Raw genomic sequence first — 26,063 nt, forward strand, 5'->3', positions numbered from 1 at the left:
TCAGAACAGTGCCTCGCCAGCTGCACCGTCCTAGAACTTGCTCAAGCAAATGCGGCGCTCGCGCGCGGTGGTGAAGCGCTGCCTGCACAGGCAAGGAGCACCTCGAGCTGGCTGAGCTGTTGACGGAATGAGTTCAGGTTCCTCAGACGAGGTAGCGAGCCCGGAGGCGGAGGTCTACGCGGCTCGTACCTGCTCCGAGCTAAGCGTCGGGCGCGGGCGGCCGAGCGTCGTAGGCACAGCGGAGCCCCTGCGGACATGGCGGGACTTATCTGCATATGTGCTACTCGGTGACGCTGGAGCCGGGAAGTCCACCGAGTTCATGCGCGAATGGCGCGAACTCGGCAACGACGCTGTGTTTCGCAGCGCCCGCGAGTTCGTGGCGCTCGAAGTCGATCCGGACTGGTGTGGCAAGACCGTGTTCATCGACGGTTTGGATGAGATTCGCGCCGGTTCCGATGACAAGCGACTGCCTCTGGACGGCGTACGCCGGAAGCTGCAACAGCTCCAAATGCCCAGGTTTCGCATCTCGTGCCGAGAGGCCGACTGGCTGGGCAACAACGACCGCAATCATCTCGATGCTGTAGCTCCCGACCTTAGGATCGGAGTGCTGCGGCTCAACCCTTTGACTGAGGAAGCTGCAGTTGGCTTGCTTGCCTCCCGCCTCGGGGAGCATGACGGACAGGATCTCGCCGAGCGTGCCCGCCAGCACGGCGTCGGCTCGATGCTGACGAATCCGCTCACGCTGGATCTCCTGGTCGCAGCGTTCTCCGAGAACGACAGCGGCGGTCCGCGCAGTCGGCGCGAAGTGTTTGAGAGGGCCTGCGGTCGAATGGCTCAAGAACACAACAGCGAGCACCGGGTCGCTGCCGCACAGCATCCAGTGAACGACATCATCACAGCGGCCGGCGAGTTGTGCGCCCGACAATTGCTTGTTGGCATCGAGGGATTCTCTGTCGACGTCGAAGACGAGGGTTCCGCGTTTGTCTCATTGGACACGCTCGTGCCGATCGCGGGCGGGTCCGCGGTCACTCGCCCTGAACTGTGGAGAACTGCGCTACGCACCAAGCTGTTTGTTGCTCCCGTTGCCTCGCCCAATGCGGAATCGGTGCGGCTTGTACCGCGTCACCGACAGGTCGCGGAATACCTTGGCGGCCGTTTCCTCGCCACGCTCATCGACGCAGGCCTGCCGGCGCGGCGAGTAGCGGCGCTGTTGACCAGTCCGAGCGATGCGCGCGTCGTCACGTCGCTCAGAGGGCTGTCAGCCTGGTTGGCAGCACACTCTCCTGAAGCGCTCGAGATCCTCGTCGAATCGGACCCGGTCGGGCTCGGACTGTACGGAGACATCAACGGACTGACCGCTGACCAGAAGCAGCGCCTGCTGTACTCCCTCGCCGCAAACGCACGACTCGGCCCGCTGCTCGGCCACGAGAGACGAGACAACCGAACCTCGGACTACAGCGACAGCACACCTTGGGCATTCCGCTCAGTAGCGACAGCCGACACGGCGACGGCCATTTCAGATCTCTTGTCTGATCGCAACGACGCGCATGCGAGCGAACGCATCGCGGAGTTCCTGCTCGAAGTGCTCGCTTCATCGGAGACCGATCAAGTCCATGCGCTCACGGGCCTCGTGCCTCAGATCGAAGCCATGGTCCAAGACAGCAAACATGAGACCGTCCCGCGTCGCGCCGCACTGGACGCCCACCTGCGACTCACGCCATCTGGACCAGAACGATGCCAACACCTCATACAGATGCTCGAGAGCATCAGGAGCGGAGCGGTCAGCGACCCCGACGACGAACTCGCCGGCACCTTGCTGAGAGAGCTCTACCCCGAGACGGTCTCCCCTGCGGTCGTGTGGCAGTACCTGCGCATCCAGAACAGAACCAATCTCTACGGTCGATTCCAGCACTTCTGGCATCAAGAACTGCGCAAGAAATCCACCCACGATGAGGTCATTGAGCTTCTTGACGCGTTCGCCGCTGACGCGGCTGACCTGCTGCAGCCCCTAGAGGCCGCAGTGCTCGACCGGTTTCCTCGTCAGCTCTTGGCAGACGCACTCGACACCCACGGCGACGAGATCACTCTCGAGCGGCTCTTCGGATGGCTGAGCGCCGTCGGAGCGAGCATGCGCGAGTTTCGATTCGGCTCAGACCCAACGGACTATGAGGCCGCAGCCGAGGACTTGGCGTTCCTCGGCGAGTCACTCGGATACTCCGGTGCCGCCGAGGAGTTGAGAGAACCCATTCGAAAGGTACGCGCTTGGCTCGAAGCTCGGCCCGACCTTCAGAAGGCGATCTTCTTGCTGTGGCTCAGAACCCGCGACAAGAACGGGCCGCTTGGTGTTGAGGCGTACTGGCAATGCGAGGCACTGTGCCAAAGCAAGTACCCCAGCGACTTCGGACCGTGGTGCCTGCAGAGCGCCATCGAGCTGGCCGACTGCGAACCTGACATCGCCGATGAGCTGTTGCGCCACTCGTATCGAACGCTTAGCGAACCGGCCATCGGTGCCGACTTGTCGATCGAGACGATGACTGCCCGGGTGGCGGACAGTCATCGGCTGCGAGAACTGCTTGAGGACCTGCGGAGGCCGTCAGAATGGCAACAACAGGCCGAAGAGTTCGAACGGCAACGCCGTGAACGAGCCGAACAACGTGATGCCCAGCGACGCGCCGACCAGCAGGAATGGGACACTCACCTACGCGACAACCGGAGTCAACTATCCGAGAACGCCTACCCGGCTGCTCTCTTGGGTCGGCTTGGCAAGGCGTACTTTGGGCTCTACAGAGGAGTCGACAGACACACATCTGGGGCTGGCCGGGTTTCGGAATTCATCGGCGGCGACACAGAATTGGTCGAGGCGGTACTCGAGGCATTTCGTCGTGCGATTCTCAGACCGGAGGTGCCCGAGGTCGACGAGACGATCTCGCTCCGCACCAAGTCACAGCACTCGTGGCTCGCCTACCCGGTACTCGCCGGCTTGCAATTGATGGACGCCGAGGATCCCGAGACGCTGGATGCAATCGACGACACGCTCAAGCGCAAGGCACTAGCGCTCCATTACTGCGTGCCAACGAACGAAATCATGCCTCCCCCCTGGCACGAACGCTGGGCCGTGCGCGACCCTGAACTCGTTGCAGACGCGATCTGCCGGTGCGCAATGCGCGCAGTGCGCAACGACGAGGGCTACTTGCCCGGGCTCAACGAACTCGAGAGCATCCCCGGCCACGACGAACTCAAGCACACAGTGAGGCTCAAGCTTCTCGAGTCATTCCCGACGCGCGCGACGGGCGACAGCCTCCGCAACATGGACCGGCTGCTCACAGCAGCGCTCGAATGGCACACACTCGGGGATCTGCGAGCGCTGATTCAACGCAAGACCGCTCTCAAGAGCATGCCGATCTCGCAACGCCTCCACTGGCTCGCTGCCGGGTGGCTCGCTCCCGATCCGCGCTGTTCGAGCGAGCTCCGGCGCCTCATTCGCGAGCGCGAAGCGCGAATCCAAAATGTTGCAGAGTTCCTCCGGAATGCCTCCGACGCTGGCATGTCAGTGGCGAATCATCTGAGCCAACGGGTCGACTCGACCACTCGTTCGGAGTTCGTCTCGATGCTCGGAACGGCCTTCCCGCCTGTGCAACGAAGTGGCAAGGTCACCGTCGAGATGGAGTTGTCCGAAATAATCTCGTCGGCGATCTTCGGCTTCCGTTCCGAATCAGCCGGCTCGACCGACGAAACGCTTAAGGAATTCTTGAACGATCCGAGACTCGCTGCTTGGAAGGAACACCTGCGGCACGCGGACGAACAACAACGGGTCGTCGAGCGCGACGCTTCGTACCGAGCATTGACTATGGAAAACGTGCAGCGCACCTTGAGCGGCAGCGTGCCCGCCAACGCCGCAGATCTCACAGCGCTCGTACTCGACCGGCTGGAGGACATCCGCGCTGAGGCGCGCGGCAGCGCGACAAACCTCTGGAGCAGTTTCTGGAACGTGGATCAGCGCGGAGAACCCGACAAGCCCAAGCCTGAGAATTCATGCCGTGACTTTCTTCTCGCGGAATTGCGAAGGCGATTGCCGCGGCTCGCGGCCGCTATGCCCGAAGCCATGCACGCTGCCGAAACTCGCGCCGATATCGGCGTCCGCTACGCCTCGTCTGCTGTGCCGATCGAGATCAAGCGAAGCATGTCAGATCAGCTGCGGACTGGACTCCGGCAACAGCTCATCGAGAAGTACTCGACCGATCCTGACGCTGAAGGTCACGGCATCTACATCGCGCTGTGGTTCGGTCCCGACCAGGTCAATGCATCTCTGGACAGGGATCGACCGAGAACGCCGCAGGAACTCAGGCAACGCCTCGAAGCGGACCTCTCCACCGACGAAATGCGCAAGATCTCTGTGATCGTCCTCGATGTGACCAAGCCAGGAGATCGTCCGGACGTAGGCAGGCATTAGGCGCCGGGGCATCGCGTACCGACGGGCTGGCATTCATGCCGGCTTGGCATTCTCCGTCACATGAGCATCAAGACACGAACTGCGTGCAGGGCCGCGGGGTGCAGCGTCATCCCTCGCAAGGATCCCTTCTATTGCGCCAAGCACAAGTGGATGCACGACGTCAATCGGGCGAAACACGAGGGCCGCACAGCGGTCATGGCAGAACGCGCAGCGACCGCCGACGCGCAAGGCCGGCAGTGGGTTGCATCCGGCACGCCAGCGACAGCGAGCACCCGTCAGATGCTCGCCGACATCGAGTCACATGCGGAACGAACCGCCGAGGGAGCCGCCGGTGCGTGGCGTGCAGTGTCCGCGGTGAATGCCAACATCTCCGACGCGCAGGACCAGATCATCGGAATCGTCGCGGAGCGTCACGGCGCAGGGACCTACACCGACACCACCGGCGCCGAATGGAATGTCTCGCAGGGCAAGGATCGCTCGGAGTGGGACACCGTCCGTGTGATGGACACCATTGACGAACTCGTTCCCGCCGACGCAAGCCCTGCTGCCTATGTCGCGGAGATGCGGCGGCTCACGACCGGTCCGTACCGGCCGTGGCGGCTGCGCAGCATCCTCGGCGGAAATCTGTCGCGCGGATATCAGAACGTTCATGACGGCCCGAACGGACTACGACCGCTGTCGCCAGACACCGACGCGGAGCTGGACGACGACTACCGCCGCGGCGAATGGACGGACCTGTGGCGTCTCGAGCGCGAAACACGACAGCCGGACTTGCCGAACGTCGCTGCTCAGGCCCCCGTGGCTGGGCACATGGACGCGCTGCGCGACCTCGCCGCGGCGCGACTCCTCGCGCAGGACGCGATCAGGGAATGGACATCCCGAACGGTCTACGACCGCCGCCCAGGTGACTTGGTACACGACTCCTTCGGCGCGCCAGTCGGGAAAGTCACATCAGGCATCGAAGTGCGGGGCCCGATGCATGCCGTCATCAACGACTCGCTGGCGCAACTCGGCGACCGGGCCGCAATCCGGGCCGCATATCTGGACACATGCCGTGTGGCTGGCAGCAGCCGCGAACTCGGCAAGCACGAAGCCGCCGGCGTGGACATCGACGATCTGCGCACAGTCGAACCCGGACGGTGGAGCGCGAAGATGGCGGATTGAGCTCGCTGTTCACACTGGATGCCAGAATCGCCGAGCCGATGCCCGAGCCGACTACTTCAGGATGGACGCATCGTCATAGCGCATGCATCTGGCTTGTTGCATTGCCGATCTCTCGTGTGATCGCCTTTTGAACCAGAGCGAAATCAAGGCAGGAATCGACAAGCTCGGAGAAAGCAGCAAGCGACTCAACCGGCACATTCCTTCCTGTAACGGCTCGCCCGAGCAGCTTGTGCATCTCGACTTGCCTCGCTGTCACCATCGACCCTGATTCGCTCATCCGGGACGCACACTCGTCGTACATGGCTTCGCCCACATGTGCATTCCCTTTTACCATTCCGATGAGTCCTACTGTTACGAGCGACAGTGGCGCCTCATCGGCGCTTGGCACCAGACGTTCTGTCTCGTGAGTGTCGCCTGCCGATCATCGAACGTCCGCTACTAGAGGAGACTTACCGCCTTCGATCGCCACATGCTTGGAAAAGGTGAGCGTTGGGGGCCTCCCGCACCGCGCTCAGGGCCCTCGTGGTTCTTTGCAACGGCTCGACCATGCTCACGACATCACCGCCAAAGCTGCACCAACGTCAGCCGTTCCGCGGGTCAGCGCTGGGCGTGTACTTGTAATGCTCGTCCGCTAAGGCCGCGATGGCGTCCTCACGGCTCGCGTGGTTGCCGCCGACTCGCATGAGTGTCGTCGATTGGGCATGCCAGCCCAGGTCAGTGAGCCACGTGTCCCCAGACACCTTGCGACCGACGCGCGCAGTCCGACGAGTTCCGGGATGCTCACGCTCAGCGGCGAGTATCGCCTCGAATCGGCTTATGCCCGCCTCGCGCTCAGCGGCAGCGGCCGTGACGGCGTCGGCCATTTCTCGCATCTCCGCGTCGGTCATGACCGAGCCCGAAATCTTCTCGATCGTCTCGAACGCGGTCACGTACGCATCGTCAGGGTTGTCGCTCCAGATGTCGCTTTCGAGAGCTTTCTCGGCTCGTTCCTGAGCAGCGGCGAATCGCCACTCGGCGTCCTCGCTGTCACTGCCCATTGCCGATCCCACGCTCGCCGAGATCCGTGTCTCGTCATCACTGTCCAGCTCGCGTCCCGCCACGCCCTTGTAGGCGCTGCCCACCACATCAACCACCTTCTCGACCCGCAGCGCGGACGCGCCCTCAGCCGCACCTGCACGGCGACCGATGTCGACCACATCAGCCTCGGTCTCGAACCCATGCTCCGCCGCTGCGAAAACCGCACGGTAGGCGGCATCGGCGGTCTCGTCGCCGTCATCGGTCCAGTCCGGGACGGGTTCAGCCGGCGGCGAAGCGGCGGGTTCGCATGGATCGTGCAAGCCGTCGGTAACGGGGGCTTCTGAGCAACTCGTCGTGCTGATGTAGTATCGGGTTCCGCAGTAACGGCAGATAGGCCGACGTTCTGCAGATTCGGCACCCTCGATGAGGCCCGATCCGTCGTCGGTTGTCACGCCCATCTCGTCGCCGTCATCGGTCCAGTCCGAGATTGGCTCCGTGGCAGCAGCGGCCGCACTCGCTGCTCGGGACGCCTGCTTCGCCTCGGATGCCGAACTGTGTATCGCCGGTGCAGCGTGAGACACAGTGCACCCCGGCGGGTTGCGGCACGGCTTGCCGTGCTGCGTCGGACGATTACAAAATTGTTGACGTTTGGACATACCACGGAGAATGCCGCGGAGCGAAGCATCCAAGCCCGCAACCATCAGATCAGTTCGTATGTTTGACCGGACGGTGGATCGCGAAGCTCCTGGCGGTCTGTGCGTCCGTCAGTGCGAACGGCCTGGTCGTGCCCTCGGCTGTGACTTCGACGATCAGCCACATCCTCGAGCGACTCGCGCGGACAATCGCCACGACGGAGTCGTGATCGATCCAGCGCAGCGGGTCGATCTCGCCGCAGCGCGGATCGCTTGTGCGTGTCGCCGCAGCGTGAGCCTGCAGGCGGGCAAGCACTCGGGTGGGGTCCGGGATCGGTTCGTCTGACATGGCCGCACAACATCGCATGCATTTCCTGGCAATCGGCCTGACCATGAGGCGCGCCTATGGTTTCTCACGGTGAGAGTTCTTCGGGGTTCCGCTTCAGCCAGCTGTCGAGCGCGTTTGTGGTCCATGTAGCGACGCCGGTTCCGAGGAAGTCGTTGTCGTTGGTCCACACTGCCGCGTTGAGCACCATCGCGTACGCGACGACAGGCCAATCATCAGGATCCCGGACAGAACGCGCCTGTGCCTCATCTTCCATGGCGGCGTAGACCACCTCCGCCAAGAACTCCCTCTGCATCCCCTCAAGGAGCTTGTCCGTCTGCACTGCCCCGCAAACGCGGTGCGGGGCGGCGCTGACACGCCGAGACACACGGAGAAATTCCATGTTGGATTGCAACTATGTGTTGTCCGCTCGCTGGGCGGACAACTTCGACATCATCGCGAGCGGAGAGATCGTCGGCGCTGACGAGCAAGAACTCGTGACGGGGATGCTGGACCGGCACCACGAGGACATCTGCGCTGTCGGCGGCGCCATCGACGAAGACATCTTCTGGGGCATCGAGCAGTGGAGCGAACCCGACGATCTCAAGCCGCGCTGGCAGAACAGCAACTTGGGCGCCATTCTCACGGTCCCGATTCCGTGCCGCACCGCCTGCGCGGACCATCCCGACGCAGCCGCCCCGCCAGTGCAGCTCACAGCGACGTTCGTGCCGTGGGAACCCAACCTTTCATACAAACCTCCCAAGACAGTGATCGGAGCAGTGATCGGATCGTTCCTGGCAGCGACCAGGAAGCCGCGTAAGTGTCCATGGCATCCATCGCTCGGGCATCGTGGTCCCGTCTCGACACGAACCTCCTCATCTGAATCGGTCACATCCCAGGCGTGACTCGGTGACAACGCAGAAGATGTCCGCGCGCCGGGTGTTCTGTGTTCTCGCAGACAAGAACACAGAACACCCTGCAGCGTCTGTATATGCCGTCGAAATCAGCGAGGCACTTGAGCGAGTGCCTGGTATGCGTGACCGTATCGCCGAGATGCGCGACGAATCCGTTGACGCCTCAGTGATTCACTGAGCGAGACGCAACGCCGCCTGGCGGGCCGCGTCGACGGCTGCGGCATGGTCATGGTTCCCAGTGATCCATGCCGCTGGGGTCGATCCTCGGAGTTTGTCGTGCTGCGGCGTCGTGGCCCACGCGGCGATGATCACAGGATCGGCATCGCCCAAGTGTGCTTCGAATGCCGCTACTACATCAGCAACAACCGGTCGGACAATTCTCGCGGCTTTGTCGAACTGCCACGCAGGGAACCATGTCGTTCGCTCGTCCTTCAGTCCGATGAGGGTGCTGCTGTGCTGACGCTTGGACAGTGCTTGTCTGCTGATGGAGAGCATCGCACACACCTGGCTGGTGTCATAGCGTTCCCCAATCGCAGCGGACCACGCAGCCTCCGCGACGACTGCCTCTGCGGCAGCATCACCAATCTTCGACGCAGCAGCGTCGTCGAGCCCGCTGAGGCTGCCAGTTGCTGTCCGCAGCCTTCGCAAGAAACTCTCAGCGATAGTGATCACCGTCATGCCGCTTGAGTCAGGTGGGCTGCCGAGAAACTGTCCCAGAGCTTCCCGAAGTGATCGCTCATCCGTTGCCATGACCTCAACAGCCTAAGCACGGGCGCTCCAACCTCTCGAATCAGGAACTGGCATTGCCTTCGCTGCCGGCTGTCGCGTTGCGACGCGAGCGGGGCGAGACCGGAGCCGCCGTCGATCTCTGGCATTGCCTTCGCTGCCGGCTGTCGCGTTGCGACTGCCTGTGGTGCTCAGGCGGACACTTTGGTGTCCTCCTGTGCACCCGTCTTGCTCAACGAAGGTTCCCACCAGGTGGGTTTCGAGGGGAAGCACCGACGGTTCGCGGATGGTTTCGTGCAGCGTTCGCTCGGCATCGTCGTGATGCCCGCATTCACGGACGCACAGATCGGCAAGAACGCTGCAATCCGTCGTCGATGATCTGCGAGCTCAGCTCGCTGAGATGACGTTCCCTGCGTTGTCGCATCTGCTGCCGACAAGCCCGAACGAGTTGCGGCATTGCAGCAACCCGTTCGTGGCGGCGTTGTTCGTGTAGTGGATCTCGACAGGCAGCAGTGTGCAGTAGTTGGTGATGTTGTTCTGCAGCAGCCGATGCATGGGCGTGGCTGAGCTTTCGCTGGTGTTCCACGGGATGAACCCTGAGGGGTATCCGGCTGCTTTCCATGAGGAGAATCTCGCGTCGCATATGACGTAGTTGACCTTGAACAGCGGTGATGCGCCGCTGTTGCTCGGGTCGCTGCCTGGGCGAGTGATCCAATGCACTGACATGTGGTACGGGACCCATGTTCTGGTGTGCTGCAGGATCGGACGTCTCTGGAATTCGTCGAGCACATTGTCGGTGTGGTTGTACTGGTTGTAGCTCCAGCGCCATTCCTCGTCCCAATCCTGCGATCTGGGGATTTCTGGCACACCGTTGATCGGGTCGCAGTGCCATGTCCGGAATGTGCCTGAGTTGAGGCCGTGGAAGTGGTCATGGATGCGAGTCGCGTCGGGGCCGTAGAGTCGCCGCTGCCATTCGTGCTCGTCGCGCACTCGGAAGCTGTCCATCGACGGAACATGTGCCGACTCGGAGATCGTCATCGGAATCGCTGATCCGCTCGGATGATCCGATGGATGCGCATGCTTCGGCTGACTGAGGTTGTCGGGTACCGGGTTTGGCACCGTCGGCGTTTCGGTGCGCCCGTGGCATTCCGCTGCCCCTGTGAGCAGGTTCCTGTATCCGGGGTCTGGTGCCTCGTAGAACCGGTAGTCGAGCGGATTGCGCTCAGTGCCGAGCGGCGTCGTGAGGTCGGTCTGGTCCCATGCGGACTGCTGGATTTCCTCGTTCGGGATCATCTGCCCGGAGAACATGCCGTCCAGTTTCTCCAAGCGGTCCGAGCCGACGATATAGCCGGTGCTGTAGTGGCAGCCTGTGGAATTCGCACGGATCGCAACAGCGCGCGCGTCGCAGACGAGATACGGCCAGTTCGCCGGTGTCCGCTCGATCCAGTCCTTGGTCGGGTCGAAATAGCGGACGCTGGTGGTGTCGAGCACGACCGTGGCGCCGTCGACGTCGCCGTCGACGTCGCGTACCCATGAGTTCGCAGGGCCCGGCAGATGGTCATCGACGGGGAACGTGACCGATTCCCATGTGTGCCAAAACACGGTCAGGCTCGCTGGGTCCATCCAGCGCAGCGCCGAGTAGTGCTTGAACTCGACCGGCACTGGCTGCACGGTCTGGATCGCGCCGGTGTAGATCTCACGGAGGTCGTCACCGGGGTCGTCCTTCACGCCTGCGTCGCCTACCGATGCTGTGTTGGCGATGATCGTGTCCCATGCGATTCCCACATAGGAACCGCCGATGCTCGAGCCGTTGTGGTTCACCGTCGGGCACGGATACGGGCCGGTCGCCGAAGTGGTCGAATCGCTGTATGAACCAGGCCGCGACGTGGGGGCGTTCTGCGTCGCTGGGACATCAACGCGCGATGCGTTCAGGGTGTCTCGGTGCGTGTATCGGTTGTCGTGGCCGTGGCTTCCTCCGCTGAACCCCGATGGGTGTGATTCGCCGTGCTGCGCGCCGGCACTATGAGAGTGAGTCGTGCTGCTGCCGTGCTGGTGACTCGGCCCGAGATAGGTGAATGGGGATGCCGAGGTAGTCCCGCCGCCGCTGTAGTAAGTGAGGGTGAATGGCCCTGTGTCCCTGGTCACCGTGCCGTGCACTGGAGTTGTCGCGGCATGACCGTTGTAGTCGTGATCGCCGACCGTGACGTTGCTTCGCCGGCGGCATGTCCATCGTGTCTCGGTCCACAGCTGATGGGTGGTCTGCACCTCGTGCGGGTTGATGCCGGGGCCGTCGTCGTTGTGCCTCTGCACGCTCGGGGTCCAGTTCGCTGCTTCGAATCCGCCTTGTTCGGGGAACAGATGCACCACGCCGGTGCCGAGAGTCACCGGTCCGGTGTCGAGCACAGTGATCTGCACACGTGCGTTGCAGAAATCGTTGGAGCCGGTGCCGTATCGGAGCTGGTACACCAGCTCGTCGGTTCCATGCGCCCACGCAGCAGATGTGTAGGTCAGCCCTGAACCGCCGATGGACACGCTCGCAGATGGCGGCACGCTGCCTTCTTGCGGGGAGATGATGATCCGAGCCGTTGAGCCGCCGAGTCGGTCGTTGGCGAAGATGTCCAGCAGGTATGACTGCCCTGCGACGACGCTCCAAGCATCATGCCCTGCGAACGCGCCCACGCAAGCGCCTCTAGGCGGCGGCGATCCGCGGCCAGCAGTCCGAACCCCTAACCAAGTGCTCCAGCTGTACGGGACAGGGCATGAGCCGCGACGAGGATGCGTTCCGATCGGCGTTCCCTCGGAGTGGACCCCTGTCGGCTGCTGTTCCTCGCATGCGCTCAGAGGCGGCGGCACGCAGTCGTCGTCAATGATCGTCACCACCGCAGTGTCCACAGACACGCTCGCAGCAGCAGACGGCAGCGGGTTACGGATCTTGATCTCAAACGATTCCGTGGCTTCGCACACCGTGTCCTCCACGATGTCCACGTCCGCTGTGATGGTCGTTGCTCCGGGCGGGAAGCTCAGCCGCACGCCTGCCGGGGGCACCAGGTCGATGTAGTCGTTGCCCGCACCAGCTGTCGCTGAATGAGCTCGCAACTGCCACACCACCGACGCGACATCCCCTGCGATGCCGTCATGAGAGATCACCACCTGAGCGACCGTGCCGTCACCAGGGTTGCCCTCAGTGACCGTCAATAACGTGGGCAAGATCGACACTTGACGAGGAGCAGGAGTGTCCCTGATCGTCACCGTCGCTTCGTCACGATCGATCTCCGGCATCGCTCCCGTTTCGCCGGGGCACAGTTGCACTGCTTGGATCTCCACAGCGAACTGTTCGTCGCCTTCGGTGATGCCGTCCATGTGCGTCGCGATAGGCGGCAGCTGCAACGTCACCGATCCGACGCCGTCGGCCATCGCACCAGCGGGGAACTGGAACGTATCCCCCGAAACTCTTGCGTAGTCAACCGGAGACGCCGCGGAGCGCGCCAGGGTGCGCCATGTGATCTCGACACACAGCGACGGACCAGTCGGCCAGCCTCGGCTCAATGTCACATCAAGCACCGCGTCCTGGCCTTCGTCTACTGCCGCATCCGCGCCGACATCCACCGTCAACACGGGGCACTGCCCCGAAGCCGGGTCTCCAGCAGGGATGTCAACGGATGCTGTCCGTGTGCCCGCGCTGCCTGATTCGAGCACTGGTGCGAGCGTGATAGTCCACGCATTCGACGTTGACAGCACACGCTCGTAGGTGCGCGCCGTCGCAGCCAGCCCGTCTGTGGTTGTCGATGATGAACCCTGCACCTCCCACGCGACCTGCCAGCCGTCGAGCGCGTAGCCGGTCTGCGGATCCGAGACCGTCACAGCTGACCATGAAAGGCGTACCGTCGGACCCGAACGGCACGCCAGCAGATTCGCTGGCCGAGGCTCAGTTGTCGGCGGGACATAGCTGGGAGGCGGAGTCGGGCAAGTGCCGGCCGGCCGGTAAATGTTGTCGTGGCACAACTCTGTGTCGACAGTGCTTTCCTGAATGCCGCCGCCGCACGTCTGCGTCTCCTCATCCCACATGCCATTCGTGCCCGCAATGAAGTTCCCGAGGTCACCCGGCACCGGGCATTGGCTCGCACCGCAGCCCGATGTGTCAGGGCCAACAAGAATCCACGAGTCGCCATCGAAGCAGGGCCGCAGATTGTTGCCGTCGGAATCTGTCGCTCCGGTGCAGCCACCAGTCCCGCCGTTCAGGGTTTTGTCCCAGCTGCCTGCGCCCTGGACAGCGCATCGGGCGTCCCACACGTCCTGCCAGAACTGGGCCTGGTCATCGGGACTCGTATCGGGGCCCACGCTGCCCGGCGGGCAGCCCTCCGAAGCAAGAACGAGGAACGTCGCGGTGTGAGTCGCGCCTTCGCGCTGGCGGCACTGCACCCGATCGTTGCCTTCGTCGTCCCTGAGATCATCTTCGTCCAACGGGCGGCAGATCCTGTTCCCGACCGAGTCGGTCTCCTCGACATGACCGCCGCCGCAACGACCCGAAGCAGTGTCCTCCGGCGAATAAGTGTCGTCGTCGTCGACCTCCTCCTCGTCGTCGTCGTCGATTTCGTCGTCGTCGATCTGCGCCGCCGCAGGTTCGCTGGTGGGCAAGACAACCACCGTTGCCGCAGCGAAGGCGAAGAGCAGCATCACAACGGCGTGCCGCCAAAAGCCCTTGATGTCGACCGCGGGCTCAGTGGTTTCGTGCATTTCAATCTCTCCAAGAAAGGCCGATCACACGAATATGGGCATCGGCCCACGGCGCAACCCCCAACAAGTGCTGCTGAACGGCCAGATGGGGGCTGTTAGCTCGAGGGCATGGAGACGACGGCGTGGGAGCTTCTCGCAGCGATGGGCACGCTTGCTGTTTTCATCTTCGGGGTCATCGTGGTCGTGTCCAAGATCGTGACAGCGCCAGTCCTGCGACAGCTCGACTCGCTGTCCACGCAGATGTCCGACATGGACACTCGGCTCACAGGGCAAATCTCAGAAGTGCGGACGGGAATCGTTGACGTGTGCAAGGAAGTGGCTGCAGTGCGCGGGGAGTTAGGTGAGGTGCGCGAACGAGTGGCCCGTATCGAGGAAAGAGTCGGCATCACCGCTGAGCCGGTCGGGGCCTAACAGCGCGCGACCCTCCACAACCGGCCCGGCTGCTGAAGGTTCTGGTGGGCGCTCAATTGCATCCGCGGGTACTCCTCCGCAGACCAGGTTCCACAGCGCAATCCCCAGCGGAGATGCCTTGTCGTCGTTGCGCAGATGCGGTGAAGATGAACAAAGGGCATGCATCGGCCAAGCGCGGATTGTTACCGTGCGGGCATGGAGCCTGGCTGGGGCATCGCGCTCATGATGGGAGCGACCGTCATCACCCTCGTCCTGCTAACTGTCCCTCTCACCACGCTGCGCTATGTCCACCGGTCAAACTGACAGCGACACTGCTCGCGCGTGGAGCCAAGTCCTCACCGAAGCCCGGGAAATTCGGAACAAGCAAGATGCCCGCCTTGCGAGTGCGCAGCGGCAATCACAACTAATCGTCGCAGGGTTCCTCGCCATGACGGCGATCTCCGTGACCGCCGTTTCTGTCGCTCTCGCATACCGGCCGGAAGCCGCCGACACAGATTCCACCGTGGGCCTGCCGTCGGGCTGGCTGATGATCGTTGCTGTCGTGTGCGTGGGGGCCGTCGCACTCGTCAACGGCCTTTTCTGGATCAAGAGCCACACCGCGGCGAGGCACTGGAGAGAAGTCGCTGACTTCGACGTGCTGACGAGTTTCCCCGGCACCGTCAACGCACTGCCCCGCCTGCAGCGTCACCTCGTGAGCACATTCCTGAGGCATTTCAACCACAACGAGCGCATAGTGCGTCGGGTGCAGCGCATGGTCGGTGCCCAAGCAGTCTTCACGCTTGCGGTCATCTACCTGGTTGCTGTCGTTTGGGCTTCGGTGTTACGGTGAAAATTGTGGACTTGAGAACGCCGCCCGCGGAGCGCGAAATGCGTTTCCCGAGCGCTGATGTCAGCCGCGGGCTGATATTCGACTTCGGAGTGCCGTCTCTGTGGAGACGGGTGCTGGGGTATCTCAAGCGCATTCGGAACCACAAGAACGTTCGGAATCTCGTCTCCGGTTGACGGCGATCCCGTGCCGATTGGTGCGGCTATGTGACGGCGTGCTGAGCGAGACCCGCGAGGTTGATGTCATCACGTCGGCAGATAGGGTGTTTCGTCGAAGGCCCCGGAATCGTCACTGCTTCGGCAAACGGCCGGGGTTGCGCCGTTCAGATGCCTGCCTAGGCCCATGTGTTGATGAGATCTGTTGCGGCGAACCAGTTGCGGTTGCGTCCAGCGCCGGGAGCGCGCGCTTGGACTGCGGTCATGATTTCCCGATCGGCGAGTGTCAGCAGAGCGGCACGGGCGGCTGGCTGGCTCACGTCAAGCAGGGTTTTCACGTCCTGGGCACTCATGACAGGGTTGCCGGGCAGCAGTGGGATCAGAGCCCGAGCGGCGCTGCCGGCGCGGACTCCTTCGAGCTTGCGGTCCCATTCGTCAGATATCTCTACGGTGCGTCTCGCGAGGTGGTTGGTGGTGTCAGCCGCGTCGCGAGCCACCCGAGAGAACCACTCGACCCACGGCCCGACCTTTCCCAATTCGTACAGCTTCAGACCTGAGAGATACCCGCCTGGGTCGCGTGCGATAGCGACGCTGATCGGCACTGTTGAGCGGACCGCCAGATTCGCTCGCCGCAGTGCTCTGCTGATCAGGATGCGCCCGAGACGGCCGTTGCCGTCGCCGTAGGGATGGATCAGCTCGAATTGGGCATGCAGGACAGCCGCATGAGTGATCGGGTCCAGCCCCGCGTCAGTGCTGTCGGCGAAACGGACAAGATCATCCATCAACTCGGGGATCAGATCTGGTGGCGGCGGCACATAAGCCGCGTCGAGCGGCGAGTTGCCGCCGACCCATCCCACGCTTGGCCGGAATGCCCCCATGAGATCAGCGGTGAGGTCGCTGTTGCGCATGAGCCGCTCATGCCAGCAATGCAGTGTCTCTGTGTCGAGCGAGCCGTGAGCGGCGTCGAGCGCCATCCGGATCACCGCCAGATTGTCTGCCACCCACCCGGCCACACCGCCTGCCCCGGTCCGCTCGGCGATCAGCACTGACACGAGCGGCTCGCGCAGGCCCTCGATGCCAGACGATGCGATCCCTTCGTGCCGCAGCAGCAGCCGCGCAAGCGCCTCCCATGTCTCCGGGATGCGCGCGTCAGAATCTCGCAGTGCCGCAGATGCCTGTTCGGTGGCGCGCACTTCCGATTGGGTGAGCGAGAAGTCGCGGTCACAAGTCTTGGCCGGAACCCATGCTGTGACGGCCCTGTCGCGCCATTTCGTCGGCACGCTTATGCCCGCGGAATCATTCCCGAACACGCTCATTCAATAAGGATAGCTACCCAAACTTATAAGACAGTGCATGATCAATAGGTTTGGCGGCGGGACACACTTGGGGGCTCTTCGGCTGAGCAGCCAGTGGCAACAGCGATTTGCCGACCATCGGGCAAACAGACTCTGCAATTCCCGGCTGTGTTACGAGCAGTCGCTAAGCGCCGCTCATGTCTGTGGGTATTCCCCGCACACAAGGTTCCACAGCGCGATCCCCAGCGGTGAGGCGTGCTTGTCGTTGCGCAGATGCGGCGATGTGTCTGCGGTGAACGGCGAGTCGCAGAGCACCAGCACTGAGCGGGCAACACACGCCGGATGACGAGTGGTCAGCAGGGTGTGCATCCCCCACGCGGCAGGCTCACGATCCACCGGCGGGAACGCGTGCATGAAACCAGTCCAGTCCCACAGCAACTGGCCGCCGTCAGCAGGCCACGCCGTGTTGTTGTCAAGATCGACACGACGCGCCCGGTGGGCTCCGAGATGATGCACATACTCCTGCGCACTCACTGAGCCGTCGTAGCCGTCGAGCACGATCCGGTGATAGACACCTCGTAACCCGTCAGCGGAGACCTTCTTCTGCCCCGGGATTCCGACATATAGAGGGCGCCAGCCGAAGCCGATCTGGTTCCAGCGCCACATCGTGATGTTCTGCTTCGCCCACTCGACGTCGATCTCGGGCCAGGTGGGGCCGTAGACGAACTGAAGCGCCTCGTCGGTCCACCAGCCGGTCACGAAGTCAATGGTTCCGCTGCCGAACGGGCCGGTGGTGATCTCGGTGTCGAAGCCCGCGTAGCGCTCTCGCAACTCGCCTCGGAATCGCAGCGTGTTCTCGTTGTAGTCAGGCGCTGCCTTGCAGTCGGGGAACAGTGCTGCGGCTTCGTCGTGGTCGATGAAATACCGGTCGGTTGCGGGCAGAACACTGTTGGGTGAGCGATTCCGGTAGTGCTTGACGGCTGCCTGATGCTCGGCGAGGTACTTGTCGATCGCCCTCTGGGACACCGCAGCATCGCCGCCGAACACGCTGAGCGTGATCCGGTCGTGTCCGCTGCGTGCGTCGTTGAGGAACTCGACGGTCGTGTCGGGCACTTCGGTCGGGTCGGTGAGCACCAGCGGGGCGCACCTCTGGGCCAGCAAAGGAGCGGCGCTGAACGAATCGAACGGTATGCGTGCCCGTGCCAATCCGATCTCATCGCCACCGAAGCATCTGTTGGTGTGCCCGGCGGCATAATCGGCGAAAAGGGTGGCTGTCTCAAACCGAGTAGCTCCTGCCATGCGATCCACGTTGATGCCGAGCGCTTCGATGCCGCTCTGCACTTCCGCAGACAGCGCCGCGGTGCCCCCCATCAAGATCACGCGATTGACACCCGCGTCGGTCAGATAGGCAGCTACATCGGGATGCAGCCCCGCCTTGGGGGTCAACAGCAGCGGCAGTCGGTTGCGCACAGCAAGCGGACCGGCGACAAGCGCGTCGGCGAACACTTCGCCCGAGGCGATGATCGCGGTCGGGCCGAAACGTGCCAGCTCCCCTGCGGCGCCGAGCCGCCGAGCCGCCGCCGCCCCGGTGCGGTACTGGTCGTTGCCGGACACTCGCTCCACTTCGAAGCCCGCGCTGCCCAAGTCGTCAGTGACAGATGCGCTGACGGTCGGCCCGCGGCCAGGCGGGTCGGCGCTGACCACAACCACCCGCTCAACCCCGGCGTCGGACAGCCACACGAGCGTGTCTCCCAGCAGACGGTCAGGCGGGGTCATCAGCACCGGCGCGTCGAAACGGCTAGCCACCGGCGCAGCGACGACCGCGTCAGTCCAATGCACGCCGGACACCATCACCACGGTCCTCGCGCTCCCGCCGACGCCTTCGATGAAAGCCTCGGCGATCAGCTGCGAGGTGGCGTACCGGTCAGCCCCGCCGTAGCGCTCGATGCCGACGGACGCGAGATCTTCCGACGTGGCGCCTGCAGGCGCGACCATCGGCACTGCGGCCAGCAAAGCTGCCGCCATGAACGCCACAATGAGGCGCTTGGCGCGCTGCATGCGGTTGTACTGAGAGAGCGAGTTCATTCGTGGGTTCCCTTGTTCGCTTGACATCATTGTCCCAAAGGGGTGTGGCAGCGTGCCTGAGCGTGCCAGGCGCGCCCTCGTGGCGTCAGTGGGTCGTGCCATCCTCATGGGTATGCCCATCGCTGGTGCCCGTGTCTGCGCTGGGATCAGACAACGGCTCCACGGTCGCGGGGATCTCCGCCGGAAGATCTGCGACCTCGCCTGACCGATCAATCATCTCAGCAGGTTGGTCTCGAACTTCGTCGTCTGGTTCTTCCCTTGGTTCTTCCATGGGCTCGGTTGTCTCGGTGACAGGCACCGGCTCAGACGGCGCCGAGGTCGGCTCGGGTCGAGGCTGAGAGTCATCACCCGTAGATGCACAAGAAGACACCAGAGCTACCAGAGCGACAGCGAGCACCATCAGACGTGTTTTCGATTTTCGGCGCATCCAAAGCCTCCCAAGACAGATCAGACAGCACCGACGAATATGGGCACCGGACCGCCGCCGCCGCCCACAAGCAGCGCGCCGTGATCAGGGACTGCGCTCAGCCAACAGCCTCCGCCCGCATTGTCTGCGAGGTGCATCGTCGAGGTGCTGCGCTGACCGGACTCCGACGCTCATCGGACGCTTGCAGGAATCTCCTTTGGAGCGTCACAGGCGATGCTCGTCGCCCCATAGTCCGACGTCGAGCCCGCGTTCGATGCGGGCGAGGGTTGTCGTGTCGCTCCACGCGCGCCCGTGGATGATGCTGAACAGGGTCGTGTGGGCCGCACCGGTCCGGTGTGCTGCTTGGCGCAGGCTGATCTGTGCCGGTCGAGGTGGGCTTGCAGTCGTCGGGAGATGGCTCGGGCGAGGCGTGCTTCGGGCGGCGCGTCGGCGACGAGCTCTCCTTGGGGCCATTGCTGGTCGGGGGCGAGGTAGTCGCAGGGATGCGATCGCAGGCCGCCTCGTCGGGACATCTGGCCGCACGCTAGTGCTGTGTCCGCAAACGTTTGCGCGCTTTGGTCATGCGGCTGCTTTGGCGGGTCGGCCCCATCGTTGTTGCCGTTCGGCTCGGGTTCTGGCTCGTTCGCGCCGTTGGGCTGCGAGCAGTTCGGGTGAGCGTTTGTTGGCGTTGCGCCAGCGCAGGTAGGCGTGCAGGCGGCGGGTGAGCACGGTGTGGTTGGGGTGGTCGGAGTTGTTGAGCACGAATTCGCGCAGCGGCCCGAAGTGCGCTTCGATGGGGTTCGCCCATGAGCTGTAGGTCGGGGTGAAGCACAGCTCGACTTTGTTGCGCTTGGCCCATCTGGCGATGTCGGTGCCTTTGTGGGCGGACAGGTTGTCCAAGATCACATAGACCGGCTCGCCGTCAGGGCGCCGGGCGCGGATGGTCTTGAGCGCTGCGAGGGTGTTGGCTGCGGACTTGCGGCGCCGCACGACACCCCACAGCTCGTCGTCGCCGACGCTGTAGCAGCCGTGGAACTGGCGCACCCCGTGGAGCTTGTTGTAGTTCGCGCGCAGCCGCTGGGGACGCGACCGCGGCGCCCAGCACGCCCCGCCGGTCGGGTGAATGGCCAGCGGCCCGAACTCGTCGAACGCGAACACCCGGTCCGGTTGCTTGTCCGCCACATGCTCGATGCGGTCCAGCTTCGCGTCACGGTCAGGGTCGTTGGACTCCTTCCAGGTCTTGGTGCGCTGGAACGTGATGCCTGACTCGGTGAGGATCTCGTGCAGCCGCTGCCGGCCGACCTGCACCACCCGGGTCGGGTTGTCGGCCAGGTACGTCGCGAGCTTGCGGATGCTCCACCGAGTGAACGGCTGAGCCAGCTTGCGCGGGCGGGTGCGGGCCGTCTCGACGATGAACGCCTCATCGTCAGTCGTGATCCGGCGGGGACGGCCACCCGCCCACTGAGGGTCCAACGACACCATCCCCGACTCGTTGAACCTGTGGATCATCTCGCGCACCCGATCAGGCGACGTCGCCGCCAGCTGCGCGATCACCGGCACCGAGTTCCCGCCCGCCGACGCATGGATCACCACCGCACGCCGCCATCGCACATGAGACCCCGGCGACTTGTCGGCGCCGCGACGCACGATCCGCTGCAACGCCTGGCCTTCTTCATGGGTCAACCGACGGACCCGAACACGCTCACTCATACCCCCGACCAAACCACAAACCACACCCCGCCACGCGGACACCAACCCGACGAACGTTTGCGGACACAGCACTAGTTGTCTCCCGGCGGCTGCCAGCGGAGCCGCCGGGAGACGATCCCAACACACCAACCCTGCATCCGGTCAGGCAAACCAGACACGCCACCGAACGGTAAGCACGCCCACAAACCTGCCAGAATCGTTCCTGAGCCGCACCGAACCTGCCAGACCCCTCCACTCAGACGCGAAACCAGAATTACGCACCAAATTGCGCACTAAATTTCACACTCCCCCGTCGTGGCCCAAGGCATGGACTCCGCGAACGTTTCTGGCCCAGGAGCGGTTACCAGCGCACATCGCCTTGCTTGAGTCCGATATCGGCGACTTCGAAAGCGAAAGGCGAGGGCTGGTCGGCGTCGAGCATGAGCCAGACGCGGCGTTTGGCTCGGGTGAGGGCGACGTAGAACAGGCGCCGTTCTTCGCCGTGCATCATTTCGGGTTGCGCTGTTCGGGTGAGTTCCAATATCGGATCGTCGACCATGTCCGACGGGAACGACATGCCCCCGGTGGTGAGGCCAAGCACGACGACGTAGTCGGCTTCGAGTCCTTTTGACGAGTGAATCGTCTGGAACTCGACTGATGCCATGGTCGGGTTCATCAGTTTGGAGGCTCCGGCATGCGCGTTCTGCCGGCCGAGCGCCAGCACAGTCGCATGGCTCTCGCCGCGTCGCCTGATGTCGTCGTCGATTTCTTCTGCTACCCGGGCCCCAGCGCGTCATCCAGCAGCAGGACGTTCCCTCGGTCGCCTGACGAACTGGACACATACGGCTGCGCCACCACTCCGGGCTGGTCGTCTTCGCGCACCGCGTGAACCGTTTTGGGCAGCTGCAGCGGGTTGCGCATCACGAATTTCTCAGCGACACGGCCTATGGACGGCGTGTACCGGAAACTGCGATCCAGCTCGCACCGTTCGGTCTTCCCGAAGTAGTCCTCGAACTCCGTGGCCATGACTGCGATCTCAGCGCCGCTGAATCGATAGATCGATTGCCAGTCGTCGCCTACAGCGAACAGCCGGCTGTAGCGCTTCGACTGGAGCAGCGACCTCACCATGTTCGCTCGTGCACGTGTGATGTCCTGAAACTCGTCCACGAGCACGTACTTGTACGGCGACCGGAACCTGCCGTCATTGGTGGCTTCGGTCGCGATGTTGCACATGTCAGCGAAGTCGATGCTGTTGGTGCGCTCAAGCTCGCTCTTGTACTGCTCGAAAAGGTACCGAAACACGTTCAAGAAGCATCCGTCCCTGTACGCCATCACGCTGTCGGTGTGACGCCTCCCAACGGCCTGATCAATCGTCATGCCGGAGTTCTTCATCAACGACAGGAACGTCGCGCAAAGCGAAGCAGATGCGGAGATCTGCCATTTGAGCAAACCCGTCAGGCGATCGGCGTCGATGAGCTTCTTGCGTCTCGGGATGTTCTCCATCTGTGATTGCAGAGCGGCTTGCCATGTTCGTTCTGTGAACTGGTAGCTGTAGGTCTCCAGCATTGTGGTTCTCTGATCAAAGTGCAGTTGCCGCTTCCACACCATGTCTTCGTTGTACTGCCTCGCGTCGATGTCAGATCGGGTGATGCCGTGCCGGTCGACTCCGAAGTGCTCTAGGTAGACGCGCCGGCTGAGGCTCCAGTCCGGCTCGTAAGACACCTCCGCCTCAGCGTATGGGCGCTCATACTCAGCCCAGTAGCCGTTCAGGTACAGCCAATTCGAGATGGACTGCTCCTGTCTCGACTTGACCCGCCAGCCTTGGAAGGTACCGAACTCGCCGCCTTCGTCCGCGCCCGTGTTCGCCTTGGATCCGAACATCGTGACGAATTCCGTCGCAACGTTCCGGAGCTCTTCGTCTCGCAGCATTCCCTCCAATGCCCGCTGCATCCACGACACGATGCCTTGGCCGCTGGTCCACTCAGCGACTCTCTTGTCGCCGAGGCCGACCTCTTTGAGGATGGACAGCCCGGCAGCGTGGAACGTCGATATGCGTGGCGCTTTGCCGCTGACCGCTTCCCCAACTCGTTCTTGCAGCTCAGCGGCCGCTTTGCGGTTGTACGCCATGACGAGGATCTCGTCTGCTCGAGCCAGACCGGAGTTGATCAGGTAGCAGACCTTTGCAGTGATGACCGAGGTCTTGCCTGTCCCCGCCCCGGCGGCACAAGCGTTGCGTCCTCGTCGGTGACGACCGCTGTGCGTTGCGCATGTGTCAGGGGATGCGCCTCGAGACTGTCGAACAGGTCCTTGTAGGCATCAAGGTTCGCTTGGCGTGTATTTCGATTCCATGCGTTCCGCTCGTCCTCTACACGGCTGTCGATCCGGTCGCCTAGCGACTCCACCTCGCCGAGGGTGAGTCCGTGTTTCGTGAGCAGTTCATGGAGATGAAGGTGCCGCCACTTTTCGCCCTTGGAGCCTTCCTTGGCTCCTGCGAGCTCTGAGAACGACACGTACTTCGCCTCGGGCGCGGCGCGGAGCACGTCGTCAATGAGCGCCGAGGTGGCCCGTTGCTCCCATTGATACAGGTTGTGGCTATGGGACCGTTCCGCGCATCTCGTCTCGTAGCCGGCGATCGCTGCCGGCAGTCGCGCTGCCAGAAATCGTTTCGCCCACTTGTAAGCATTCTCGCTGTAGTAGTGGGCGACGGGGTGTTGTTGCCGGCGGAGGAACGCTTCCAGTTCGTCCGTCGGGACCATGTCGTCGAAGTACTGGGCAAGGAACTCCGACATCAAAGATTCCTGCTCGTCGATTGCTGCTGCGTCCCATCGGCGCCCCACGAAGGAACGCACCAGCAACGCCACGAGCAGCAACGCTGCGGCAGCGACGGCAACGAATATCAACGCCATCGGACACCTGCCCTGTGTCGCTGCAGCACGGTGGTCAATGTTAGGGACGCTTCGTGTTTGCGCGTGGAGCATCTCGGCGAGGGCCCCGGTGGTGCGGGGACGGGTGCGGGTTCGCGGCGAGAACCCGGTGAGATTGGCGGATCTGCCGGCGTTGTGGCGCGCGGTACGGCTGGTGCAGGACAAGCGCCGCTGGCGCTGTCCCGACGACTCGTGCTCGATGGGCGACCCGCCGGGCGGGCCTGGGCCGCGCGATCAGCGAGGCCGCAGCCAAGCTGGGTGCCGGCCCATCGACGATGCGCCGCAGCGCCGGAAGAACCGCTGCCTGACGTTTCTGAGGAACTTCCGGCAGATTCCATTATCGGAATTCTGAGAATCTGCCAATATTTTCAATATTTTCGCATGACCTATAGTGACGGCCGATGACGACAATCGGGCATGCCGGTGCCATTGTCGCCCATGACGAAATCGACCTCAACAACGCGCAACTGATGCGAGATGCATGCATCCGAGCTGCGGGCATGAAGGGCACGAAGGTCATCTGGGTGGATCCATGCGATCTCCCTCCGGACGTGGACGGCATGTTCACGAATGATCCTGTGCCGGCCGCTCGCCAAATATTGATCCGTACCGGTCTGCATCCAGTGGAGGAATCGATCGTGCTGGCGCACGAAATCGGGCACCTCTACGACCCTGCACTCAACACCTACGCGATGCAGCACTACTACGAGAGGAACTATGACGTCTGCGAAGCTGTCGCCCACTACTCGTCATGGGTCACAACAGACGCCTATCTGCTGAACCGCTGCCTGCCTACCGGGTACTTCGAGAGCTACATATCGCCGCACTTCCCGCTAGACGAATTACGTGCCGACAATGACCTGATCCATCGTTCCGATGCGGGATCGATGGCCTGCATGTACCCGAAGGCCCGAGAGGATCTTGCCAACTTACGGACTCGGGAAGGTCGCGAACTGAGCGGGGTGACCGGGCTGAGTCGTGTCTTCCGAAAGATGAACAGCACTGCAAGAAACCGCTCTGTGTGAGGCAAGCACATGCCTGTCACCAAGACGCACTGCCAGCCCACCGAGGCGGAGCTGAACCAGCCGGTGTCCATTGGTTGCGGCAATTCCGACGAAATGGCTCGCGCCTACATGCCGGATCGGTGGGTGACCCGCTGATCTGCGGCCTTGTCGCTAACGCGTTCAGCGATTCACCGAAAGGCGTTCCGCTACGACTGGCGCGAAATTCGCTGACCTGCGAGAACACAGTTTCGCACTTCCCCGGCTCGGGGTCAGGGGTCGCCATGCCGCCACAGTCTGCTGAAGGTCTCGGGTTTGGCACTCGTCGCACCCGCGGCGCTGCGCCTGTCCTCGGTTGAGGCTGACGTGACGACCCGAGCAGCGCGGCTTACGGTCAGCGGATGCACGGGCAACGCGTTCACAGACGGCGTCACTGATATCGGGCCGCGCGCAGCATTCGGCTATCTGATCGAGCGCCTTTGCTGTCGTATCCGCCGCCGCCACCACGGAACCGGCTTGGCTGCTTGGAGTTCGGCTCGGATGGCTGCGATCGTGGCTTCGTATTCTTCGGGGTCTGCTTGCCATGCGGCGTGTTCTTCGTCGTCGTCTTCGCGGTAGTACTCGATGCGGATCGCCATGGTCACGCCGTTCGCGGCGAGCATCTGTTCGAAGTCGCCTGCTGGGGGTTTGAGGTGGCCTGTTGCGATCTGTTGTGCTTCTTGGGGCGCGATGCCGGCTCGCGCGGCGAATCCGGCGTGGCTGATGTTGAGGGCGTGCAGCACGTTTGCGAGCAGGATGGCTGCCCAGCCGCCGCCGTCTTGTCGGCCGGGTCCGGCGCCGAACAGGTGAGCTGTGGCTCCTGGCTGTGGGGGTTCGCGGCGGATCCACGTCTGTCCGTACATTTCCATGTCGAGTTCGCGGTGCCGTTTGATGGTGTCGGCGATGCGTTGGGGGTCGTGCGCGATGGGCGGCCATGGGTGCCCGGGCAGCTTCAACGCGATTCGTGTCTCGAGGCCGATCGCGTTCAGCGTGAGCTCGAGTTCGTCGAGGGTGGGGTCCACGCTTCCGTCGACGACGCCTTCGACCCACGCTTGGTCGCGCCCGCTGGCTTGTGCTGCCTGTTCGGCGGTGATCTGCTCGACCCACAGTGCGTCGGCCATGATGCGAGCTGCCTGGCCGCCGGTCGGCTCCACCGGCGCGGGGAGCGCACTGTCCCCTGGCGGCGCTGCGCGGCGGCGCTTGGCTCTCAGTCGGGCAATTGCACCGCCTAGTGACGCTGAAGCCATGTGCGCTCCAAGGCACAGAAGCT

Annotated in this window: 25 protein-coding genes; 11 read left to right on the top strand and 14 right to left on the bottom strand. The window is 63.2% G+C overall.

All coding sequences use genetic code 11. The features are described 5' to 3' along the window. The first annotated feature begins 127 nt into the window (after positions 1-127). Entirely contained in the window at positions 128-4,450 is a 4,323-nt protein-coding gene (locus ACPXYO_RS00180; protein WP_423915692.1) for a hypothetical protein, read from the top strand. A gap of 60 nt (positions 4,451-4,510) precedes the next feature. Then, positions 4,511-5,614 carry a hypothetical protein gene (locus tag ACPXYO_RS00185; RefSeq protein ID WP_423915694.1) on the top strand — a complete coding sequence of 368 codons (1,104 nt, stop codon included), beginning with the start codon at positions 4,511-4,513 and terminating at the stop codon, positions 5,612-5,614. 73 nt (positions 5,615-5,687) lie between these two features. Here the strand turns inward: ACPXYO_RS00185 and ACPXYO_RS00190 are convergent, their stop codons facing one another. From ACPXYO_RS00190 to ACPXYO_RS00205, 4 genes are all read right to left on the bottom strand, one after another. Beyond that, positions 5,688-5,891, bottom strand: coding sequence for a hypothetical protein (locus ACPXYO_RS00190; protein ID WP_423915695.1), 204 nt, complete (start codon positions 5,889-5,891; stop codon positions 5,688-5,690). Between the two features lie 304 nt (positions 5,892-6,195). Beyond that, the gene (locus tag ACPXYO_RS00195; protein WP_423915697.1) at positions 6,196-7,212 is read right to left on the bottom strand and encodes a hypothetical protein; all 1,017 of its coding nucleotides are present in this window, start codon (positions 7,210-7,212) and stop codon (positions 6,196-6,198) included. A gap of 124 nt (positions 7,213-7,336) precedes the next feature. Continuing rightward, the gene (locus tag ACPXYO_RS00200; RefSeq protein ID WP_423915699.1) at positions 7,337-7,612 is read right to left on the bottom strand and encodes a hypothetical protein; all 276 of its coding nucleotides are present in this window, start codon (positions 7,610-7,612) and stop codon (positions 7,337-7,339) included. A 64-nt stretch (positions 7,613-7,676) separates the two neighbouring features. Further along, positions 7,677-7,991 carry a PIN domain-containing protein gene (locus ACPXYO_RS00205; protein ID WP_423915701.1) on the bottom strand — a complete coding sequence of 105 codons (315 nt, stop codon included), beginning with the start codon at positions 7,989-7,991 and terminating at the stop codon, positions 7,677-7,679. On the opposite strand from ACPXYO_RS00205, the gene ACPXYO_RS00210 reads away from it, so the two are divergent. Then, on the top strand, positions 7,990-8,493 hold the full coding sequence (locus tag ACPXYO_RS00210) for a hypothetical protein (protein WP_423915703.1): 504 nt from the start codon (positions 7,990-7,992) through the stop codon (positions 8,491-8,493). The genes ACPXYO_RS00205 and ACPXYO_RS00210 overlap by 2 nt on opposite strands. A gap of 4 nt (positions 8,494-8,497) precedes the next feature. Next, positions 8,498-8,680, top strand: a complete 183-nt coding sequence (locus ACPXYO_RS00215; RefSeq protein ID WP_423915704.1) for a hypothetical protein — start codon at positions 8,498-8,500, stop codon at positions 8,678-8,680. Here ACPXYO_RS00215 and ACPXYO_RS00220 read toward each other — a convergent pair. Further along, positions 8,674-9,252 (bottom strand): hypothetical protein, encoded by a 579-nt coding sequence (locus ACPXYO_RS00220; RefSeq protein ID WP_423915705.1) that lies wholly within the window; start codon positions 9,250-9,252, stop codon positions 8,674-8,676. The two genes, ACPXYO_RS00215 and ACPXYO_RS00220, sit on opposite strands and share 7 nt — an antisense overlap. A gap of 228 nt (positions 9,253-9,480) precedes the next feature. On the opposite strand from ACPXYO_RS00220, the gene ACPXYO_RS00225 reads away from it, so the two are divergent. Continuing rightward, a complete protein-coding gene (locus ACPXYO_RS00225; protein ID WP_423915707.1) occupies positions 9,481-9,606 on the top strand; it encodes a hypothetical protein in 126 nt (41 codons plus the stop codon). A gap of 9 nt (positions 9,607-9,615) precedes the next feature. On the opposite strand, the gene ACPXYO_RS00230 is transcribed toward ACPXYO_RS00225, so the two are convergent. Then, positions 9,616-13,962: a Calx-beta domain-containing protein gene (locus tag ACPXYO_RS00230; protein WP_423915708.1), complete on the bottom strand. Its 4,347-nt coding sequence runs from the start codon at positions 13,960-13,962 to the stop codon at positions 9,616-9,618. Between the two features lie 108 nt (positions 13,963-14,070). Between ACPXYO_RS00230 and ACPXYO_RS00235 the strand changes: the two genes are divergently transcribed. Further along, on the top strand, positions 14,071-14,373 hold the full coding sequence (locus tag ACPXYO_RS00235; protein WP_423915710.1) for a hypothetical protein: 303 nt from the start codon (positions 14,071-14,073) through the stop codon (positions 14,371-14,373). Positions 14,374-14,800: 427 nt separating this feature from the next. Then, positions 14,801-15,202: a hypothetical protein gene (locus ACPXYO_RS00240; protein ID WP_423915712.1), complete on the top strand. Its 402-nt coding sequence runs from the start codon at positions 14,801-14,803 to the stop codon at positions 15,200-15,202. A 331-nt stretch (positions 15,203-15,533) separates the two neighbouring features. Here ACPXYO_RS00240 and ACPXYO_RS00245 read toward each other — a convergent pair whose 3' ends face one another. The 3 genes from ACPXYO_RS00245 to ACPXYO_RS00255 all read right to left on the bottom strand — a co-directional run bounded on the left by ACPXYO_RS00245 (position 15,534) and on the right by ACPXYO_RS00255 (position 18,951). Further along, positions 15,534-16,670: a Fic family protein gene (locus ACPXYO_RS00245; protein ID WP_423915714.1), complete on the bottom strand. Its 1,137-nt coding sequence runs from the start codon at positions 16,668-16,670 to the stop codon at positions 15,534-15,536. A 174-nt stretch (positions 16,671-16,844) separates the two neighbouring features. After that, a complete protein-coding gene (locus ACPXYO_RS00250) occupies positions 16,845-18,734 on the bottom strand; it encodes a cell wall-binding repeat-containing protein (RefSeq protein ID WP_423915716.1) in 1,890 nt (629 codons plus the stop codon). An 85-nt stretch (positions 18,735-18,819) separates the two neighbouring features. After that, positions 18,820-18,951, bottom strand: a complete 132-nt coding sequence (locus ACPXYO_RS00255; RefSeq protein WP_423915717.1) for a hypothetical protein — start codon at positions 18,949-18,951, stop codon at positions 18,820-18,822. 569 nt (positions 18,952-19,520) lie between these two features. Between ACPXYO_RS00255 and ACPXYO_RS00260 the strand changes: the two genes are divergently transcribed. After that, positions 19,521-19,688, top strand: a complete 168-nt coding sequence (locus ACPXYO_RS00260; RefSeq protein WP_423915719.1) for a hypothetical protein — start codon at positions 19,521-19,523, stop codon at positions 19,686-19,688. Between the two features lie 31 nt (positions 19,689-19,719). Here ACPXYO_RS00260 and ACPXYO_RS00265 read toward each other — a convergent pair whose 3' ends face one another. From ACPXYO_RS00265 to ACPXYO_RS00280, 4 genes are all read right to left on the bottom strand, one after another. Further along, positions 19,720-20,850, bottom strand: coding sequence for an IS630 family transposase (locus tag ACPXYO_RS00265; RefSeq protein WP_423915720.1), 1,131 nt, complete (start codon positions 20,848-20,850; stop codon positions 19,720-19,722). A gap of 340 nt (positions 20,851-21,190) precedes the next feature. Further along, a complete protein-coding gene (locus ACPXYO_RS00270) occupies positions 21,191-21,505 on the bottom strand; it encodes a 3'-5' exonuclease (protein WP_423915722.1) in 315 nt (104 codons plus the stop codon). Positions 21,506-21,603: 98 nt separating this feature from the next. Then, on the bottom strand, positions 21,604-23,019 hold the full coding sequence (locus tag ACPXYO_RS00275) for a UvrD-helicase domain-containing protein (RefSeq protein ID WP_423918600.1): 1,416 nt from the start codon (positions 23,017-23,019) through the stop codon (positions 21,604-21,606). After that, positions 22,995-23,735 carry a hypothetical protein gene (locus tag ACPXYO_RS00280; protein WP_423915724.1) on the bottom strand — a complete coding sequence of 247 codons (741 nt, stop codon included), beginning with the start codon at positions 23,733-23,735 and terminating at the stop codon, positions 22,995-22,997. Before ACPXYO_RS00280 ends, ACPXYO_RS00275 begins: the two co-directional genes overlap by 25 nt. A 127-nt stretch (positions 23,736-23,862) precedes the next feature. Here ACPXYO_RS00280 and ACPXYO_RS00285 point away from each other — a divergent pair, with 127 nt between their 5' ends. Genes ACPXYO_RS00285 through ACPXYO_RS00295 form a run of 3 tightly spaced genes read left to right on the top strand, consistent with a single transcriptional unit; the run spans position 23,863 to position 24,913 of the window. Continuing rightward, positions 23,863-24,105, top strand: coding sequence for a hypothetical protein (locus ACPXYO_RS00285; protein WP_423915726.1), 243 nt, complete (start codon positions 23,863-23,865; stop codon positions 24,103-24,105). Positions 24,106-24,154: 49 nt separating this feature from the next. Beyond that, on the top strand, positions 24,155-24,778 hold the full coding sequence (locus ACPXYO_RS00290) for a hypothetical protein (protein WP_423915728.1): 624 nt from the start codon (positions 24,155-24,157) through the stop codon (positions 24,776-24,778). 9 nt (positions 24,779-24,787) lie between these two features. Next, positions 24,788-24,913, top strand: coding sequence for a hypothetical protein (locus ACPXYO_RS00295; protein ID WP_423915729.1), 126 nt, complete (start codon positions 24,788-24,790; stop codon positions 24,911-24,913). Between the two features lie 302 nt (positions 24,914-25,215). On the opposite strand, the gene ACPXYO_RS00300 is transcribed toward ACPXYO_RS00295, so the two are convergent. After that, the gene (locus ACPXYO_RS00300) at positions 25,216-26,040 is read right to left on the bottom strand and encodes a hypothetical protein (RefSeq protein WP_423915731.1); all 825 of its coding nucleotides are present in this window, start codon (positions 26,038-26,040) and stop codon (positions 25,216-25,218) included. Between the last annotated feature and the right edge of the window lie 23 nt (positions 26,041-26,063).

Source organism: Candidatus Poriferisodalis sp. (assembly GCF_965237655.1).
Classification (GTDB): Bacteria; Actinomycetota; Acidimicrobiia; order Acidimicrobiales; family Poriferisodalaceae; genus Poriferisodalis.

Bases quoted from the DNA above. Each gene is read 5' to 3' on its own strand.
- ACPXYO_RS00180 (WP_423915692.1), top strand. From the start codon at position 128: ATGAGTTCAGGTTCCTCAGACGAGGTAGCGAGCCCGGAGGCGGAGGTC.
- ACPXYO_RS00185 (WP_423915694.1), top strand. From the start codon at position 4,511: ATGAGCATCAAGACACGAACTGCGTGCAGGGCCGCGGGGTGCAGCGTC.
- ACPXYO_RS00190 (WP_423915695.1), bottom strand. From the start codon at position 5,891: ATGAGCGAATCAGGGTCGATGGTGACAGCGAGGCAAGTCGAGATGCAC.
- ACPXYO_RS00200 (WP_423915699.1), bottom strand. From the start codon at position 7,612: ATGTCAGACGAACCGATCCCGGACCCCACCCGAGTGCTTGCCCGCCTG.
- ACPXYO_RS00210 (WP_423915703.1), top strand. From the start codon at position 7,990: ATGTTGGATTGCAACTATGTGTTGTCCGCTCGCTGGGCGGACAACTTC.
- ACPXYO_RS00205 (WP_423915701.1), bottom strand. From the start codon at position 7,991: ATGGAATTTCTCCGTGTGTCTCGGCGTGTCAGCGCCGCCCCGCACCGC.
- ACPXYO_RS00220 (WP_423915705.1), bottom strand. From the start codon at position 9,252: ATGGCAACGGATGAGCGATCACTTCGGGAAGCTCTGGGACAGTTTCTC.
- ACPXYO_RS00230 (WP_423915708.1), bottom strand. From the start codon at position 13,962: ATGCACGAAACCACTGAGCCCGCGGTCGACATCAAGGGCTTTTGGCGG.
- ACPXYO_RS00235 (WP_423915710.1), top strand. From the start codon at position 14,071: ATGGAGACGACGGCGTGGGAGCTTCTCGCAGCGATGGGCACGCTTGCT.
- ACPXYO_RS00240 (WP_423915712.1), top strand. From the start codon at position 14,801: ATGACGGCGATCTCCGTGACCGCCGTTTCTGTCGCTCTCGCATACCGG.
- ACPXYO_RS00245 (WP_423915714.1), bottom strand. From the start codon at position 16,670: ATGAGCGTGTTCGGGAATGATTCCGCGGGCATAAGCGTGCCGACGAAA.
- ACPXYO_RS00250 (WP_423915716.1), bottom strand. From the start codon at position 18,734: ATGAACTCGCTCTCTCAGTACAACCGCATGCAGCGCGCCAAGCGCCTC.
- ACPXYO_RS00255 (WP_423915717.1), bottom strand. From the start codon at position 18,951: ATGATTGATCGGTCAGGCGAGGTCGCAGATCTTCCGGCGGAGATCCCC.
- ACPXYO_RS00265 (WP_423915720.1), bottom strand. From the start codon at position 20,850: ATGAGTGAGCGTGTTCGGGTCCGTCGGTTGACCCATGAAGAAGGCCAG.
- ACPXYO_RS00270 (WP_423915722.1), bottom strand. From the start codon at position 21,505: ATGAACCCGACCATGGCATCAGTCGAGTTCCAGACGATTCACTCGTCA.
- ACPXYO_RS00280 (WP_423915724.1), bottom strand. From the start codon at position 23,735: ATGGCGTTGATATTCGTTGCCGTCGCTGCCGCAGCGTTGCTGCTCGTG.
- ACPXYO_RS00290 (WP_423915728.1), top strand. From the start codon at position 24,155: ATGACGACAATCGGGCATGCCGGTGCCATTGTCGCCCATGACGAAATC.
- ACPXYO_RS00295 (WP_423915729.1), top strand. From the start codon at position 24,788: ATGCCTGTCACCAAGACGCACTGCCAGCCCACCGAGGCGGAGCTGAAC.
- ACPXYO_RS00300 (WP_423915731.1), bottom strand. From the start codon at position 26,040: ATGGCTTCAGCGTCACTAGGCGGTGCAATTGCCCGACTGAGAGCCAAG.